The organism is Cupriavidus sp. FW305-26 (assembly GCF_058787975.1).
In genome coordinates this window covers 59,581-73,225 of record NZ_JBYTAH010000034.1, presented here as the reverse complement: position 1 = coordinate 73,225, position 13,645 = coordinate 59,581, and the positions used below count along the sequence as shown (strand labels likewise).

Here is a 13,645-nt window from a genome sequence, read left to right as displayed (position 1 = left end):
GTGGACGTCACGGTGGTCGGCGCTTAGGTGGGCGGCGTGGCGGGGGCAATGGCGATTCTCCACTTATTGAACGACGCAGACAATTATGGATTTCCCACGTAACCTCGCGAGCAAGGACGGCTATCGAATCGATGCCCCGCCAGGCGCCTTACAGCCATGGGGGTCCTGCGGCGCAATGGAAGCGGTTTGCGCATCAAAATATGTGCCGTCGTACCGGTCTCCGGAATATAGAAACGTGTAGATCAGCTTACGTTTGAATTGCCCCCTCAGGCGAAGCACTGGACTTGCGCAATCCTCGGCAGACACAGCGCTGGAATTCCGATACTTGAGGAGCGGTTGGTCAGACCCCTTGTACAGTATGACGACATCCCATCCGATAAACCGCATGGGGGCACCGCTCTCGTTGCCGAACGTTCGGGCGTGTGTCTGGCCATTCGCGCCGCCAGCCTTTAGCACTAGATACTGTACGTGGCACTCTCCGCAGGCATACTGCATGTGTATGACATCGATTGTTGTGTTCTCGTCCGACAGATGAAAGGGGTATAGGAACGCAGCCAGGAGTCCAGCAGCCAACAGCGACACTGGGATAAACACACGGGCTGCGATCTTGGCCGCGCTGTATCTGTACATGGGACACCCTAAGAGTTGCATGTCCAACTTTTGAGGCCCAGATCAGTGTGACCGGGCCTTCTTTCAACCGAACAGACCAACGCCTAGCGGCGGGTCGAAAGATTGGGCTTCGTCCGTCCATCCCTCAAGGCTCCCGCACCTGACCCGAAACGAAACCAAGCCCTTTGTTTCAACTTGAATCAACCTGCAGAAGGTGCCTGATGGAACGGTACCGCTGAAAGGCCCTTGCCGTTTGAACACGTCTAGCGGCTCTTCGTGCAGGGGTACGGGTGCGACGGTGGTTCGCCCTAGCAGGTCGATACTACAACCGCTCCACCATGCGTAAAGCAGCGCGAACGCCAACCCCGACACACCTAGAGCAACGACTGATTTCCTACCAATTGCCGGAGGCGCCACCTTCGTAACCCTTTCCATAGAATCGGCGTTCAACAAGCCGGTTAGATTTCGATAGCACCGCCAACAGATCGGCCGGGGATACCGGCGTCGGGAAGTAGCGTGGATCGTGCGCCATGATACCGACCAACTCGAGAACGTCCGCGACGTTGGAGCTACACGAATTACTGAACACGCTGTACTTCTCGTCTTCGACCGCTCGTCTCTCTAATTCGTCCTGAACGATCCTCCTTTCGCGTGGCGACACCCATAGGTACAGACCAACAACATCGCGCTTCACCCCTTGCGTATTGCTTCTCAGGTACTCCGTAAGCGAGCCCTTGAAGTACTTTTCATGTGCGCGGCTATAGACGGTCCCATCAATCCCAATTGCAGCATGACCGAATGCCGAGGCCGGACGAGGTAGCTTATCGAAGATGAGCACTTCCAAATATTCCCGCTCCACGGGAACCGGTTTAGGTGCATTCGCTGGCGTTGGCGTTGTCGTGCGCCTGGCGACAGGAATCAAAGTCTTGCCAGATGGGGAAACAAGCGCGCTCGACATTCAATCACCCCTCTACGTAAATGGTCACTTCCGCTGCGTGCATAGTGGAAGTCAGCAGATGGGTTCTTCCCTGGCCATCGGTCTTGCCAAACTCAGGACTGGCGCCTTCACGCACGACCGCATATTCGGTATTCGGCAATGGCGTTCCGGTCGAACTGTCCTGGAGCACGTACAGGTCGTCATACGCGTCGTTCTTGCCCCATGCACCTGCGATATGCGCCATCCCGCCTTCCGCGCTTGCAAAGCCCGTTCCCCCGCGCGGGTGCTCAACGTTTGCAAAGCCACTGGTTGACGAAATCAACTGCGCCCCGCAGGCGGTATGCATGCCATGCAGTGCGATCGACTTGCCATAGGCGGTAAAAGACGTATCACCTTCAATGATCGGGAACGCACCTTTGCACTGTGGACACGAAACCATATGCCCTACCGCGGCGACAGGTACGCCGTGGATCCCAAAATTCGGTATACCTTCTAACACCTCGCCGCCGTGCGTGGTCGTGTCGCCCTGCCGAATGATGCCTTTTCTCATCACAGGATGTCCTCCAGCAAATAGCTTGAATCGAGGAATCTAAACGAAGGTAGTCATTCGATCTATAAGTCTTTCCCTAAAAATGCGGTTTGACTTATTCAAATCAGATGTTAGCGAAATATCGCCATGGTTTTCAGGATTTTTCCTCAGGCGCTGGGAGACAATGGCGCAGTATCATTTTGCCGATGGATTTATCTGGATGAAATGCAGGCCAAGCACGGTGGCTCACCCTTGGGGATCTATGGGCTGCGGGCGTTGGCCGCTCGAATCGTAGCGGAGGGGTGTGAGGTGATGGTTCTGCGTTGGTTATTCCTGCTGCCTTCCGTATCGCTGCCTGCTTCGCTTATCGGGCTAAGCCTCTTTCACATAGTTGCTGCGCCAACACGGGACGATATGTTCGTTGGCTATGCGGGCGTTGTGTCAGCTGCGGTACTTCTGGCTGACCTGATCCTTGTGCTGGTATGGCTTGGGGCGTTGGGATACTTGCTCTGGACCATCCCCGACCAGCGTCGCTCATTGCTGATGGTAGCCGGCATAGCCGTGGTGGCCTCCGTTGCCTGCTATGCCTTGGACACCAGAGCGATTCGAGTCATGTTCTCAGTGGCCGCGGCGTGACGCACGAATTGCGGTAGCACCATGACGGAGTTTGGGCTCCATCCAACGGTCGCGCCGGACGGGGTACCGTGGGATAGCACAGCATCAACCATTTTTTCCTGGTGCCCTCCCCCATCTAGCGCGATTTGACGAAGGGGATAGACGGGCTTAGGTAGATGAACCGCAACGCAAGCAAGGTGGTTCGCCTAGTGGATTCTATGTGCCGCGGCCATGACCTTGCTGGGTATAACGTTCGCGGTGATTGCCGCTCGGACGCCCGTTACACTCGCACGAGCCACAACCGGCCCATTAGCTGCGATAGCTGGCACCACCGTTTTCTGCGCAGCTGTATTGGCGCTCATCGGTCTGTTGCTTTTGCTTTTTGTCTTTCTGCGCCGGCCGGGCAAACGGCTGCGGGCGTCTCTCTCCTACGCCATTGGTGTCTGCCTGTCTGTAGCGGTGTTTCTCGCGACGGACCGACGGGTTACGCGTCCGCTTCCTGAGCGGCATAGCGCCGCACAAGTTGGCCCTCTTCCTCAAAATCCGCGCAGCGTTCCCCGGAATTCTTCGAAGAACCTTTTTTGTTGCCATCGGACTCCTGTTCCCCGGCCTTGCGGTCCTCTCACTGGTAATGGGTGCATTCACTACTACCAGTTTCCAGGTATTGCACAGGGCCTGGCGCGGACTCATGATGGACTACCTTTGCTGAGCCAATAGCGCTGCGCGAAAGCCGGCGCTAGCACTGCTCATCATTCCAGTCTACAGGAGGCACCACATGAAACCCACCCTGATCAGTCTGGAGGCATTTAAGAGTAAGACTGCGCTTTCTGGCTTTCGAGGCAGGAAGAAGCTACTGCAAATCGACTTTCTGCTGGAGACATGGGTGACCAATCCACCGCCGACAGCAGATGGGCGTATGCAGCATCTTGGCACCCTCTTGGGTGCGTGTGACGAGTGGATGAAGATTAAGGAGGGGAAAGAATCGAAGAACAGCGCGTTGCGAAGCGTTGCTGTGCAGGACCTTCGCAAGCAGGTGCTCTTACTTATGAATTACGAGCAGTTCCAACGCAAGAAGCAACTCTACGGCCCCCGCATAGGCGTTCCCCTTCAACCTGGCTACTCCGTCGAGCGAATGCTGTTCATTCAAGCTAGGAACCAGTTTCGCGATGCGATAACGTATGGATTGGACGTGACGATTTCGCCGGTGGGCGGAAGCTTCGCCCATGATGTTCACACAAGGCAGCCATCTCCGTTGGTCCAAGGTCGACCGTTCGATCAGTTCAGGCCAGAGGACTTCACTGCCTACGAGAAGCTGGCTCCCATCTCGAGCCAAAGCATGTATGTCCACTATATGCGCAAGCATGAGCGCCTTGGAACGATGCTTACCGTGTCAAATGGTCGGCTTAGCCGCAACGGTGCCTGGTATTCGACGCCCAAGGGCATCACGATCTATGCCATGGATCTCTACGGAAACCTGTTCGTGCAGAACAGCACCGAAAACGGGCGCCTGGTCGGCAACGTCAGCTCGCAATTCAATCACTCGTCGCTCAATGCTGGCAATAGTGTGATCTGCGCTGGCGAGATTGTGGTCAAAGAAGGCATCCTTCGCGAAATCTCCAACGCCAGTGGGCACTATCGCCCTACCAGAGAAAATCTAATCGAATGCCTGCACGTACTAGCGGATGATGGCCTGAACATGGACGAAGCAAAAGCGATCGTCCATACGGCTACAGGGGACGAGCACGATTCTGTCGCCGCCCTTTGCGCGCCGGGGCAAGCGGCCGCTTCGACCCCGCCGCCTGGCAGGCCGCGAGCGAACCGCCACGCGCCGCCGCCTCGATTTGAGCCTGCCGCCGAGCCGAGTCGCGGATGGACGAGGGGCACGAAGCCTCAGACCCCGCCGCCTCAATCAGAACCCGTCGCCGAGCCGAGCCGCGGATGGAACAACGGTAAGCCATTGTAAGGTTGAGCCTACAAATGGCTTAGAGCTACCTAAGCCCCTGGACAGCCGCTTGCGAGCGGTCACAGCCGGAGGTGTAGTGCATGGGTCACCCCGCCCGGCTCATCATCGAGCATGGCTTTGGCGCCACCAGCGTGGAGGCCATTGCCGCCGCCGGCATTTCCAAGAAGACCTACTACACCCGCTTTGCCGGCAACGCAGAAGTCTTCAAGGCGGCCATGCAGTGCTACGCGGCGCAGAATCTGCTATCTGGCCTATCTGGGCGGAGTTACTTTCGCCAGCCCATGGGCTAGGCGACTGGGAAAGATTGGCGTCGCCGCTGGGTCGCGGTGGCGAGCCTCTCCCAGGCTCCATTTATGAAGCGGGGTCAGCAAGCGGGAATCTCCCCAGGACCTGCAACCACCCCAGATCGCCCAGCTTCGCAGCGCGCACTTTCATTGCACCATCCGGATTCACGTGAGTCCCCATCGACAGGCATTGCAGCATGTTCACGCAGGCCAACGGTTAATCGCAAGCTGCCCCGATACCGCCCGGTAGCTCATATCATCCAGGCGCTTGCACACGTCGCGCCACAGATCATCATCCAGTGCACAGTAATCGAGCAAGAAGCGAATCGAGTTAATCTCGTTAAGTAGGATCAGAAGCGAGATTGCATGGCGGAAGGCCAGAGATCCATGCAATGCCGGCATGTAGGCACTGACGAACGCGCGCCACAAAAAGGCCGCATCGCATCTGCCGTCAATCTCAAGCCACCATCCAATGGCGGCCAGATCGAACCATTGCAGCCCGCATCCGCAATCGTCGAAGTCCAATAACGTGATCCGGGGGCCATCGATCCGCATGTTCCCCACACGATAGTCGCCGTGGCAAAAGCCGAACGGCATCTCAGCAGCCGACCAGCCCGCCGCCACCAAGCGCTCACAACGCTCCCGAACCGCAACCGACGGCACTTCCAGCGAAGGTGAATTTTTCTGCTAGACGGTTCAGCGTCCGACCAGCTTCACGAATATCTGCGATTTGCCTGCGAGGCGCGTAATCCTTTAGCGACGGCTGGTCATGAAGGCGTTTCAGCGCCTGCACTGCCACGCCAAGATCATCCCTCGTCATTTCCAACGGACGCCCGTCTGCCCCATAGAACAACGCTGCATGACGCATCGCGCCATCCGACAGGGCAACACGAAAGCTACGCGCTCCTTCTAGCGTTGGATGTGCGACCGATACTGCCAGCACCTCATCCTGCTCGATCCGCTCAAGCAACCGCAACTCGGCGTCAACATCGTCTTCGCCCCGGCCATGGGTTCTGTACTGGCGAAGATAGTACGTCCGATCGCCAGAGTCGCAGAGGGAGAAGGTGCGGTTCACCCCCCGTACGACTTCACGCACATTGATCACGTCTATGCCATAGGCGGCCACGATGGCCTGGCACACGAGCGCGACGTCGTTGGAGGAAGCGGCTTCGCTGTCCGATGTCATAGCTTATGCGGTCAGTCGCATGAATCGTTCAATGGAGCCGGGTGAATATATGGACGCAATTTCAACGGCCACTTTAGGATTTGCCTGATTGATTCCATACCGCACGGCTAGTTCCATGTCTTGGTGGGCGACCTGCCATGCTCATGGAACACGGAAAATGGCCTCAATCAGAAACGATAACCTTCATCTTGAGAGATCGAAAGACCTCTGCCCTGCGCCGATCTTGGCTTACGTTCGTTCCGACGCTGAGGGCGCGCCATGGTGACCCGAACCTATCTGGTCAGAGGCGACAAGGCCGACAACGGCGCTGTCATCGTTGGCGGCAGCAGTTCCTACTTCTGGCACAGCAAGCCAGTTGCCCGCGAGGGCGATGCCGTCTACTGCCCTGTATGCAAGCGCCCGGGCGTGATTGTCTGTGTCGGTCCGCGCATCCCCTCTAGAGATAGAGGCAAGGAAGTGGCCCTCAGCGGAGACATCTGTGCATGCGGTTGCCGACCAGCGCCTGTCTTTCATGCCTCGCGTCCGTTCACGATGACTATCACCGCGGACCACATTGCGAAGCTGCGTGTCGCTATGCCCAGCGGCTTTGCTGCGACCACGCAAGCGTTGCACTCAGGCGAGCCCGCCAGCTACGACCAGCGCATCCAGTTGCTTGATGAAGGCAGCGGACGGCCCTTGGCAAACTGGCGGTATCGCCTGATCGGCGATACCGGAACGCATGAAGGCCACACCGACAGCAACGGCTTCACCACACCTGTGTTCGCGGACCGTGCGGCGACGGTCAGGCTTGAGGTCTTTGGGGAGGGTGCGTAACCATGCAACCGCTCAAGACTGTCAACGTCCGGCTGACGCCGGTTTCGGATAGGGAACCAGTCAAGGTGTACCTGTTGCGGCCGCGGGGTACATTGTATTGGGGTGGTGCTGGGCTGGATGGCCAATACGTCCAACCTCAGCTGGCAGCCTTCCGTCGAGCCGGCATTTCCCAGTGCTTTGCCGGGCTGACCAACTCTGCAACGCACGCGTTGCCGCAAGACTACGCCTTGGGTGGCATGCTGCTGGATGCCATCCGGTCTGGCATGGTGATCCGAAACCGCGACGATGGCGAATGGACAATCACCAGCGGCATGGCTGCGGAGGCACCTCAGTTCAACCTGATCGGCTACAGCTATGGGTCATTGCTGGCCGCTCAGACCGCGTGGTCATACGCCAGGCAAGGGCATATCATCGACCATCTGGTTCTGGTAGGGTCGCCAATCGCCGAAGCGTTTCTCACGGACCTGCGCGGCCATCGGAACATCCGGAAGGTTATCCTGATTGACCTGGTGCAGTATGGGGATCCGATCCATGCAGGCATTCCGTGGCTGGAGTTGGTGGCTGGTGCCCCATTGCTCAGCAGGCAGATGCTTGCAGGAAAAGGCGAAGGACATTTCTATTATGCTCATGTCGTTTCGGACAGTCCGCGACGTTGGGCGGCACTGGCGGAACGTCTTGTTGCCGAAGGGCTTAGGTAGATGAAACGCAAAGCAAGTAAGGTAGTTCGCCTAGTGGATCTATGTGCCATGGCCATGACCTTGCTGGGTATAACGTTCGCGGTGATTGCCGCTCGGACGCCCGTTACGCTCGCACAGGTCACAACCGGCCCATTGGCTGCGATTGCTGGCATCACAGTCTTCTGCGCAGCTGTATTGGCGCTCTGCGGTCTGCTGCTTTTGCTGTTTGTCTTACTGCGCCGGCCGGGCGAACGGTTGCGGGCATCTCTCTCCTACGCCATTGGTGTCTGCCTATTTGTAGCGGTGTTTCTCGCGACTGATCGATGGGTTACTCGTCAGCTTCCTGAGCGGCATAGCGCCGCACAAATTGATGCGCCGCGGATGCATTCCAACACCCTTGTCATCGCGTCGCAAAAATGTCGAGCACATCGCGGGCCACATTGGCCCTTCTGAGTAAGTTGGTAGCAGGGCTCTGGCTCGAGTCCTGCAAAGAAGCGTTGCGCAGAGCGAGCTGATCAAGCTTGTCGTGAAAGCGAACGGCTGAGAGCAAGATGTTCCTCCAATGCGGCAAACGCTCAGGATTCTGGAGCCGGCAATATCAGCCACCTTGGCGGAGCAGTCCGCGATCTCCTGGGACGGGATGAAAGGGTCCCCTTTCTCCCATCGGCCTGCCGTGCCAGTCAGTATCGCCCGCCCCTATCACGCACCCGCAAGCGTCCTGGGCATCTCCGCCCCCGAGTACGCACTCAGGTTGTGCTGATAAGTCGTCTCCCCCTTGAGCGCCGCGATCTGCTGATCGAACGCCGCCAGCGTGGCGGCGATCTTGCGTTGCCGGACCTCGGGGTCGCTCCGCTCAAGCAGGCGCTGGTAGCGGTTCGAATTGGCGAAGACCGGCATCAGCCCGCTCCACCAGTTGCGTTGCACGCCCAGCTTGTCGGCAAAGTCGTCGCCGTGGAACAGCCGGCAGAAAGCGTGCATCAGACCCACCGCCGCGTCTGCGGGCATGCCCAGGGCAGGCCCCAGGCGTTGGGCGGCCGCATCCAGCATCTTGGCCGTCAGCGTCGCGGCGGCCTGATCGGGCTCGCCGGCGGCTGCATCGATCAGCGCCAGCATTTCCGCGCCGGACGCCTGGTCGGTCACCCGGCGGTAGTAGCGGTCTTCAATCCCCAGCAAGTGGGCCACCAGTTGCCACACGTGGTAGAGGTCGCGGAACTCGTCGGCATCAAATTCAATGCCAATCTTCTCCAGCGCGTTGAAGGGCACGTAGGTGAAATCCAGCCACGTGCGCAACATATCGAACTGGCTGATGGGCATGCCGCGTTGCGTGGTGTCCCAGCCGCGCGCCAGCAAGCCGGCCCGGACGCGGGCGTGCAGAATGCGAACCTGCAAGGTATGTATATAGCCCTGCGCACCGGCCGCCAGGCCGCCCGGGCGCAGCGTCTGTTGCTGCCAGACGGCCGTTTCCAGCAGGCGCCGCGGAGATTGCGCATCCAGGTTGCCGGTGGCCATCAGTACGCTGGCAATGGCCGGAGAACTATAGGTATGCGCCAGCGACCCCGGGCCAAGCGAGATGCTCGTCCACAGCGCGCCAATGCTCAGATAGGCTTCGGCCCCGCGCCGTATGCGTTCGGGATCCACCCACGGCGGAATCGACTCGGCCTGCCGGAGAAAGGCGTCGATGGCCTCGGGCGGGCTCGACAGGCTTGCGCGCCCTTCCCGCAGGCCCGCTTGCAAGATCGCCGGATGGCCGGCCTGTCCGCTGTTCAGCGCGGCGATGGCCGCATCGGCCAGCGGATCGGCGCTGGCTGCCATTTCCATCACCAGCGCCGTGGCTTCGGCGCCGAAACGCGCCGCAAGCGCGGCCTGGTCAATTGCACGGCCCGGCAACGCGGGGGACAGCCTGCCATCATGCGACATTCGGGTCTCCTGGGTCAGCGGGAGAGCTGCATGCAGCCCTCTTATAATTCTTGGCCAAATGGACGGGTCGTTCTATAACAAGAACGATAAAGGAAACGGCATCGTTTCCTTTATAGGACGCCCGATGCCGATGCGCAAGTCCATTGCTTTCCCTATGCTCAGATGCGGGCCCGCATCTGCCATGGCACTCACCCAATCAGGCCGACAGCGGAGAACAGTATTGCAATGCGCAAGGGCAGTGAAACCGCAATGACGGCGGCGCCATCCAGACAACCATCCGTTCGGCCATCCGGACGCCCCTCGCTGGAACGGGCCGGGCAGCTTGCCGACACCATCATGGACCACGCCACCCGGCTCTTCATCGAGCATGGCTTTGGCGCCACCAGCGTGGAGGCCATTGCCGCCGCCGCCGGCATTTCCAAGAAGACCTACTACACCCGCTTTGCCGGCAAGGCAGAAGTCTTCGAGGCGGCCGTGCTGCGCTACGTGGCGCAGAACCTGCGAACCGGACAGCCGGCGCAAGCCGACAGCGAGCCGCTGGAGGAACGCCTGGTCCGCATGGCCTGCGAGCTGCTCGAATGGATCCTGCGACCCGAGGTCCTGGGCCTGTATCGCGTGACGATTGCCGAGGCACCACGGTTTCCACAACTGGCCCGAACCGTAGTCGACTTCGCCATCCTCGGCGCGGCACGCTCATTCGAGCCGGTATTCCGCACATGGGCTGCCGGCAATCCGAGCGATGACGAGATCGCCTTCGTGGCCTCGCAGTTCCTGCAGAGCGTGGCGGCCGAGCCGTTCCATCGGGCGGTTCAGGGGTTGGATGCGGCGGGGTTGGATGCGCCGCGGCGTGAGAAGGTGCGGCGTGCTGTTCGGTTGTTTTTGCTGGGGTTTTCGCAGCGGGGTGAGGGGTAACTGCTCGCGTCGGCAATCCTGTGCTGTGAACTTAGACTTGTCTCATTCTCCGACATGCACGAGACACGTAGGCTTGCCCATGGTGCTGAACACACCCCCCGAGCGTTGCCACGGCCGACAGCCGTGGCGCGTCTTCCATAGCTTACTGCTAAGGCCGGGCAGCGCGCATCGATACAAGACCCGAAAGGGGAAACATGCGGGCCGATCTGCGGGGCGGTGTTCAAGTGCCCGGCCGCCCAGTTTGCACGGGCGAATCCAAGTTTCGAATTAGGAGTTCGCTATGCGGAAGATAACTTCCACTGCGCACGTGCGCACATTCACGACCAGCTACAGGCATTTCCACGTCAAGGCAACTGAAAGTAATCGCTATAGTGGGATGCGAAGCGTTCCATGGATTCGGTTAGGTGGGGTATGGTTGGAACGGGCTGGGTTCAAGATCGGGCAAGCGCTCAAAGTGGAGGTACGGAATAAGGTTGTCGTAATTTCCTCGGAATAGCTGCCGTGGGAAGGGGTCCGTAGATGCTGACGAGCCTATGGGAATGGGTCTATTTCTGAGCTAGATCTAGATCTTGAATTAGATCTGTCCCCTTTCTCTTCGGTCAATCTATTGGTGGAGGAGTGCATTGAGGGGCGCCACCGCCGGATTTCTGTACCCGCCGGACACGTACCATTCGCTGGTTGCGAGGGCTTCGTACATGGCGGCCTTCCACGTGTTTCTGCGCTTTGCGCGCTCTACCGTCGCAACGGTACGCAGATGCTCCCGTCGGCTATCGTCGGAAACCAATGTCTCCAACAGATCACCCACCTCAACTAGCTCCGATGCGGCCTGCGTAGCGAACCGCCGCGCCAAACCGAGTTCGTTGAAATGGCGGCTTACCCTATCGGCCAAGGACTGTTCCCATGTCACCGGCGGAGCCACCCGGTAGCGTATCGCTGCCGGAATGGTAGGGAGGACGTCGGCAAAGAGCCAGGATTCTCCCTCGATATTCTCGTCCTCGAAGTACGGATGAAGCATCTGACCGCCCTGCTCCACGACACCCGCCCCTTTTCCGGTATTACAGTCCTTGCACGCAGGGACCAGGTTTGCCGGATGTACGGAAAAAACTGGATAACGAGATTTCGACAGAAAATGGTCAAGCGTTGAAGCATGGCCAAATCCGCAGTATGGGCACTTGCCAAGAGGGGCAGAGATCAAGATCTTGTCGTAAGCGCTTCTGACCCGCCCAGTCTTCGCGACCATCTGCTTCTCGTACAACGCCGTGAGTTCCCCCTTCGTGATATCCCCCACCACGAACTGGCCATCCTCCCCACGCCGACAACGATCCGACAGGTACAGTTCACTTTTCGCGGCGCGCTCTTCATACTGACTCAGCTTGGGCGAGATGGCTCCCATTGCATTCCAGAACTTTTCCGCAACCGGCACATCCCAGATTCCTCGGACGCATTCCTTGAAAAGCTCTTCAGCGTCAATCGCAGGCCTATTTAGGCGTTTCATTGACAATCTCCTCGTCGCTACGCCTTCGAGCTTATCCGCGCGCGCACCAGCGCCTGTGCTTCATTGCCCAACTGTCCCTTAAAATCGCTCATGATGCTTTCAAAGGATCCACCAGCATCAACCGCCCTGCTCAATATCTCGTGAAACCCCGATTGGGAAACCTCGAGGCCGAATATTTCGCGCGTGAGCACGCCCACGTTCTCACCAAATGTCTCTCGCTCAGGCCGGTCAACCCGGCCTTCGGTTCGTATCCGCGTCATCTTCCACACACACCGCCTAGGCACCTCTTGGGCCACTACCGGGGAGTGGGTGGCTATGATTGCGACGCCGTTTCGACTGTACAACAGATCGGACAGTGCTCGTGTGAATGCAGCAAGCAGCGGTGGATGCAGGTGGCTTTCCGGCTCATCAATCAACACGAGGGTTTTCTCTTCAACCGTCTCCACTAGCTTCGTAATGGTCAACAGCACGATGGAATGTCCTGAACTCATCCTACTGACCAAATTGCGGGCAAGAGCGAGGCCCTGTGCCCTGTCAGCACCGAGTAGCCGACCTAACTCCATGTCGGCGAAATTTTCATCCGACGCCAACCGCTCGATGGCCGCCTTCCATCGTCTTGCCTTGGCGGGCTGGCTCAAGCACGCATCCAAGGTATCCACGAGATCATTCGCGAGATCATCGTTGCTTTTTGACAAAGGCTGTGGCGGATTTAGATTCGCGGGATGGAGTGGATTCGACTTGTCCCGCTTCTTCATCCCGACGTAGTAGTAGGCCACTCCCTTGCTTCTGTCCGGACGGTCCGCTGGCGGAACGAATGGGTCGAAGGCGCTGAACGACACCGAGACTACGCTACTAAAATAGTCTGGAGCGAGCTTTGATTGCGCTCCCCAGTCACTGATCTCGAAGAAACTTCCGCGATTTTCGTCACTGGGCATAACGATCGCGCGAACCATGTTGTTTAGCAAGGTCGTCTTGCCGACTCCATTTCTTCCAATGAGAACGTGAAGATTGGTTGACGGGGTCGATTCCGGTTCAACAAAAAAGGAAAGATCGACCGGTGCATTCCTTTCATCCCCCGGATCACGATAGACAAATCTGAACTTGGTGAGTGCGGCATCTCCAGCAAGCACGCGGACGAACTGCCCGTAGATGTGAGACAGGCTTACCGAGCGCGTGATGGAATCTCTAAAAACCTGCTCAGTTTCAAACTGCTTAATGCGACTTTTATCGACAACCACATCACGCAGGCAGCGCAAGATATGATCCGCCTCTTCGTGCGACAAGGAGTCTCGGATTTTGATGTAGTACTCAACATCCTGCCCCAGAGAAAACCAGTTCTCAGGCAGGAACGGGAAGATCTTTGGAATCGCCTCCCGGGTCCACCCGTGCGGTTGGCCGACGTAGCCGATCTTTACTGTTCCAAGATCCAACCTTCTGCCATCGGCCTTGACATAGATAGCGTAAAATGTCGTCTTGAACGAATAATCGTCCCAATTATCCTCCTGCAAATAGATGCAGTTTCGCCTCGTCCAGCTCTCGTTTCGGCCGACCACCTGAAAATTGATTGGAATAATCATTGCAGTTCTGCGATTCATCTAAACTATTGCGCGCAAAAAGCGATTACGATCAGACAATCCAGTAAATTCTTGCGCGACGCGTGAATGCCTCTTTTGCACCCTCCAGGATCTTGCAAGCCAACTCCCGAGCA

General features: G+C 58.2%; 15 protein-coding genes. 8 read left to right on the top strand and 7 right to left on the bottom strand.

Translation table 11 applies throughout. From position 1 onward, the window contains the following. Nucleotides 1-1,003: 1,003 nt before the first annotated feature. Both AC3WQZ_RS19130 and AC3WQZ_RS19125 read right to left on the bottom strand, forming a co-directional pair. Entirely contained in the window at nucleotides 1,004-1,567 is a 564-nt protein-coding gene (locus AC3WQZ_RS19130) for a hypothetical protein (protein WP_492301069.1), read from the bottom strand. A 4-nt stretch (nucleotides 1,568-1,571) separates the two neighbouring features. Then, entirely contained in the window at nucleotides 1,572-2,096 is a 525-nt protein-coding gene (locus AC3WQZ_RS19125) for a PAAR domain-containing protein (RefSeq protein ID WP_492301067.1), read from the bottom strand. Nucleotides 2,097-2,222: 126 nt separating this feature from the next. Here AC3WQZ_RS19125 and AC3WQZ_RS19120 point away from each other — a divergent pair, with 126 nt between their 5' ends. The 3 genes from AC3WQZ_RS19120 to AC3WQZ_RS19110 all read left to right on the top strand — a co-directional run bounded on the left by AC3WQZ_RS19120 (nucleotide 2,223) and on the right by AC3WQZ_RS19110 (nucleotide 4,943). Next, nucleotides 2,223-2,711: a hypothetical protein gene (locus AC3WQZ_RS19120; protein ID WP_492301066.1), complete on the top strand. Its 489-nt coding sequence runs from the start codon at nucleotides 2,223-2,225 to the stop codon at nucleotides 2,709-2,711. Between the two features lie 754 nt (nucleotides 2,712-3,465). After that, the gene (locus AC3WQZ_RS19115; protein WP_492301064.1) at nucleotides 3,466-4,653 is read left to right on the top strand and encodes an IQM protein middle domain-containing protein; all 1,188 of its coding nucleotides are present in this window, start codon (nucleotides 3,466-3,468) and stop codon (nucleotides 4,651-4,653) included. An 80-nt stretch (nucleotides 4,654-4,733) separates the two neighbouring features. Beyond that, a complete protein-coding gene (locus AC3WQZ_RS19110; RefSeq protein WP_439668260.1) occupies nucleotides 4,734-4,943 on the top strand; it encodes a helix-turn-helix domain-containing protein in 210 nt (69 codons plus the stop codon). A 195-nt stretch (nucleotides 4,944-5,138) separates the two neighbouring features. Here the strand turns inward: AC3WQZ_RS19110 and AC3WQZ_RS19105 are convergent, their stop codons facing one another. Next, on the bottom strand, nucleotides 5,139-5,534 hold the full coding sequence (locus AC3WQZ_RS19105) for a phosphotransferase (RefSeq protein ID WP_492301062.1): 396 nt from the start codon (nucleotides 5,532-5,534) through the stop codon (nucleotides 5,139-5,141). A 34-nt stretch (nucleotides 5,535-5,568) separates the two neighbouring features. Beyond that, nucleotides 5,569-6,123 (bottom strand): aminoglycoside phosphotransferase/kinase family protein, encoded by a 555-nt coding sequence (locus AC3WQZ_RS19100; protein ID WP_492301061.1) that lies wholly within the window; start codon nucleotides 6,121-6,123, stop codon nucleotides 5,569-5,571. A gap of 258 nt (nucleotides 6,124-6,381) precedes the next feature. On the opposite strand from AC3WQZ_RS19100, the gene AC3WQZ_RS19095 reads away from it, so the two are divergent. Genes AC3WQZ_RS19095 through AC3WQZ_RS19085 form a run of 3 tightly spaced genes read left to right on the top strand, consistent with a single transcriptional unit; the run spans nucleotide 6,382 to nucleotide 8,066 of the window. Then, a complete protein-coding gene (locus tag AC3WQZ_RS19095) occupies nucleotides 6,382-6,936 on the top strand; it encodes a PAAR domain-containing protein (RefSeq protein ID WP_037025049.1) in 555 nt (184 codons plus the stop codon). Between the two features lie 2 nt (nucleotides 6,937-6,938). Then, a complete protein-coding gene (locus AC3WQZ_RS19090) occupies nucleotides 6,939-7,634 on the top strand; it encodes a hypothetical protein (protein ID WP_492301059.1) in 696 nt (231 codons plus the stop codon). A gap of 48 nt (nucleotides 7,635-7,682) precedes the next feature. Next, nucleotides 7,683-8,066, top strand: a complete 384-nt coding sequence (locus AC3WQZ_RS19085; RefSeq protein ID WP_174549460.1) for a hypothetical protein — start codon at nucleotides 7,683-7,685, stop codon at nucleotides 8,064-8,066. Between the two features lie 246 nt (nucleotides 8,067-8,312). On the opposite strand, the gene AC3WQZ_RS19080 is transcribed toward AC3WQZ_RS19085, so the two are convergent. Next, entirely contained in the window at nucleotides 8,313-9,530 is a 1,218-nt protein-coding gene (locus AC3WQZ_RS19080; protein WP_492301058.1) for an oxygenase MpaB family protein, read from the bottom strand. A 336-nt stretch (nucleotides 9,531-9,866) separates the two neighbouring features. Between AC3WQZ_RS19080 and AC3WQZ_RS19075 the strand changes: the two genes are divergently transcribed. Then, nucleotides 9,867-10,442 carry a TetR/AcrR family transcriptional regulator gene (locus AC3WQZ_RS19075; protein WP_492301057.1) on the top strand — a complete coding sequence of 192 codons (576 nt, stop codon included), beginning with the start codon at nucleotides 9,867-9,869 and terminating at the stop codon, nucleotides 10,440-10,442. 280 nt (nucleotides 10,443-10,722) lie between these two features. Then, nucleotides 10,723-10,938, top strand: a complete 216-nt coding sequence (locus tag AC3WQZ_RS19070) for a SymE family type I addiction module toxin (protein ID WP_492301056.1) — start codon at nucleotides 10,723-10,725, stop codon at nucleotides 10,936-10,938. 108 nt (nucleotides 10,939-11,046) lie between these two features. Here AC3WQZ_RS19070 and AC3WQZ_RS19065 read toward each other — a convergent pair whose 3' ends face one another. Both AC3WQZ_RS19065 and AC3WQZ_RS19060 read right to left on the bottom strand, forming a co-directional pair. Beyond that, nucleotides 11,047-11,937, bottom strand: coding sequence for an HNH endonuclease (locus AC3WQZ_RS19065; protein WP_492301054.1), 891 nt, complete (start codon nucleotides 11,935-11,937; stop codon nucleotides 11,047-11,049). Nucleotides 11,938-11,954: 17 nt separating this feature from the next. Beyond that, the gene (locus tag AC3WQZ_RS19060; RefSeq protein ID WP_492301052.1) at nucleotides 11,955-13,514 is read right to left on the bottom strand and encodes an AAA family ATPase; all 1,560 of its coding nucleotides are present in this window, start codon (nucleotides 13,512-13,514) and stop codon (nucleotides 11,955-11,957) included. Nucleotides 13,515-13,645 lie beyond the last annotated feature (131 nt).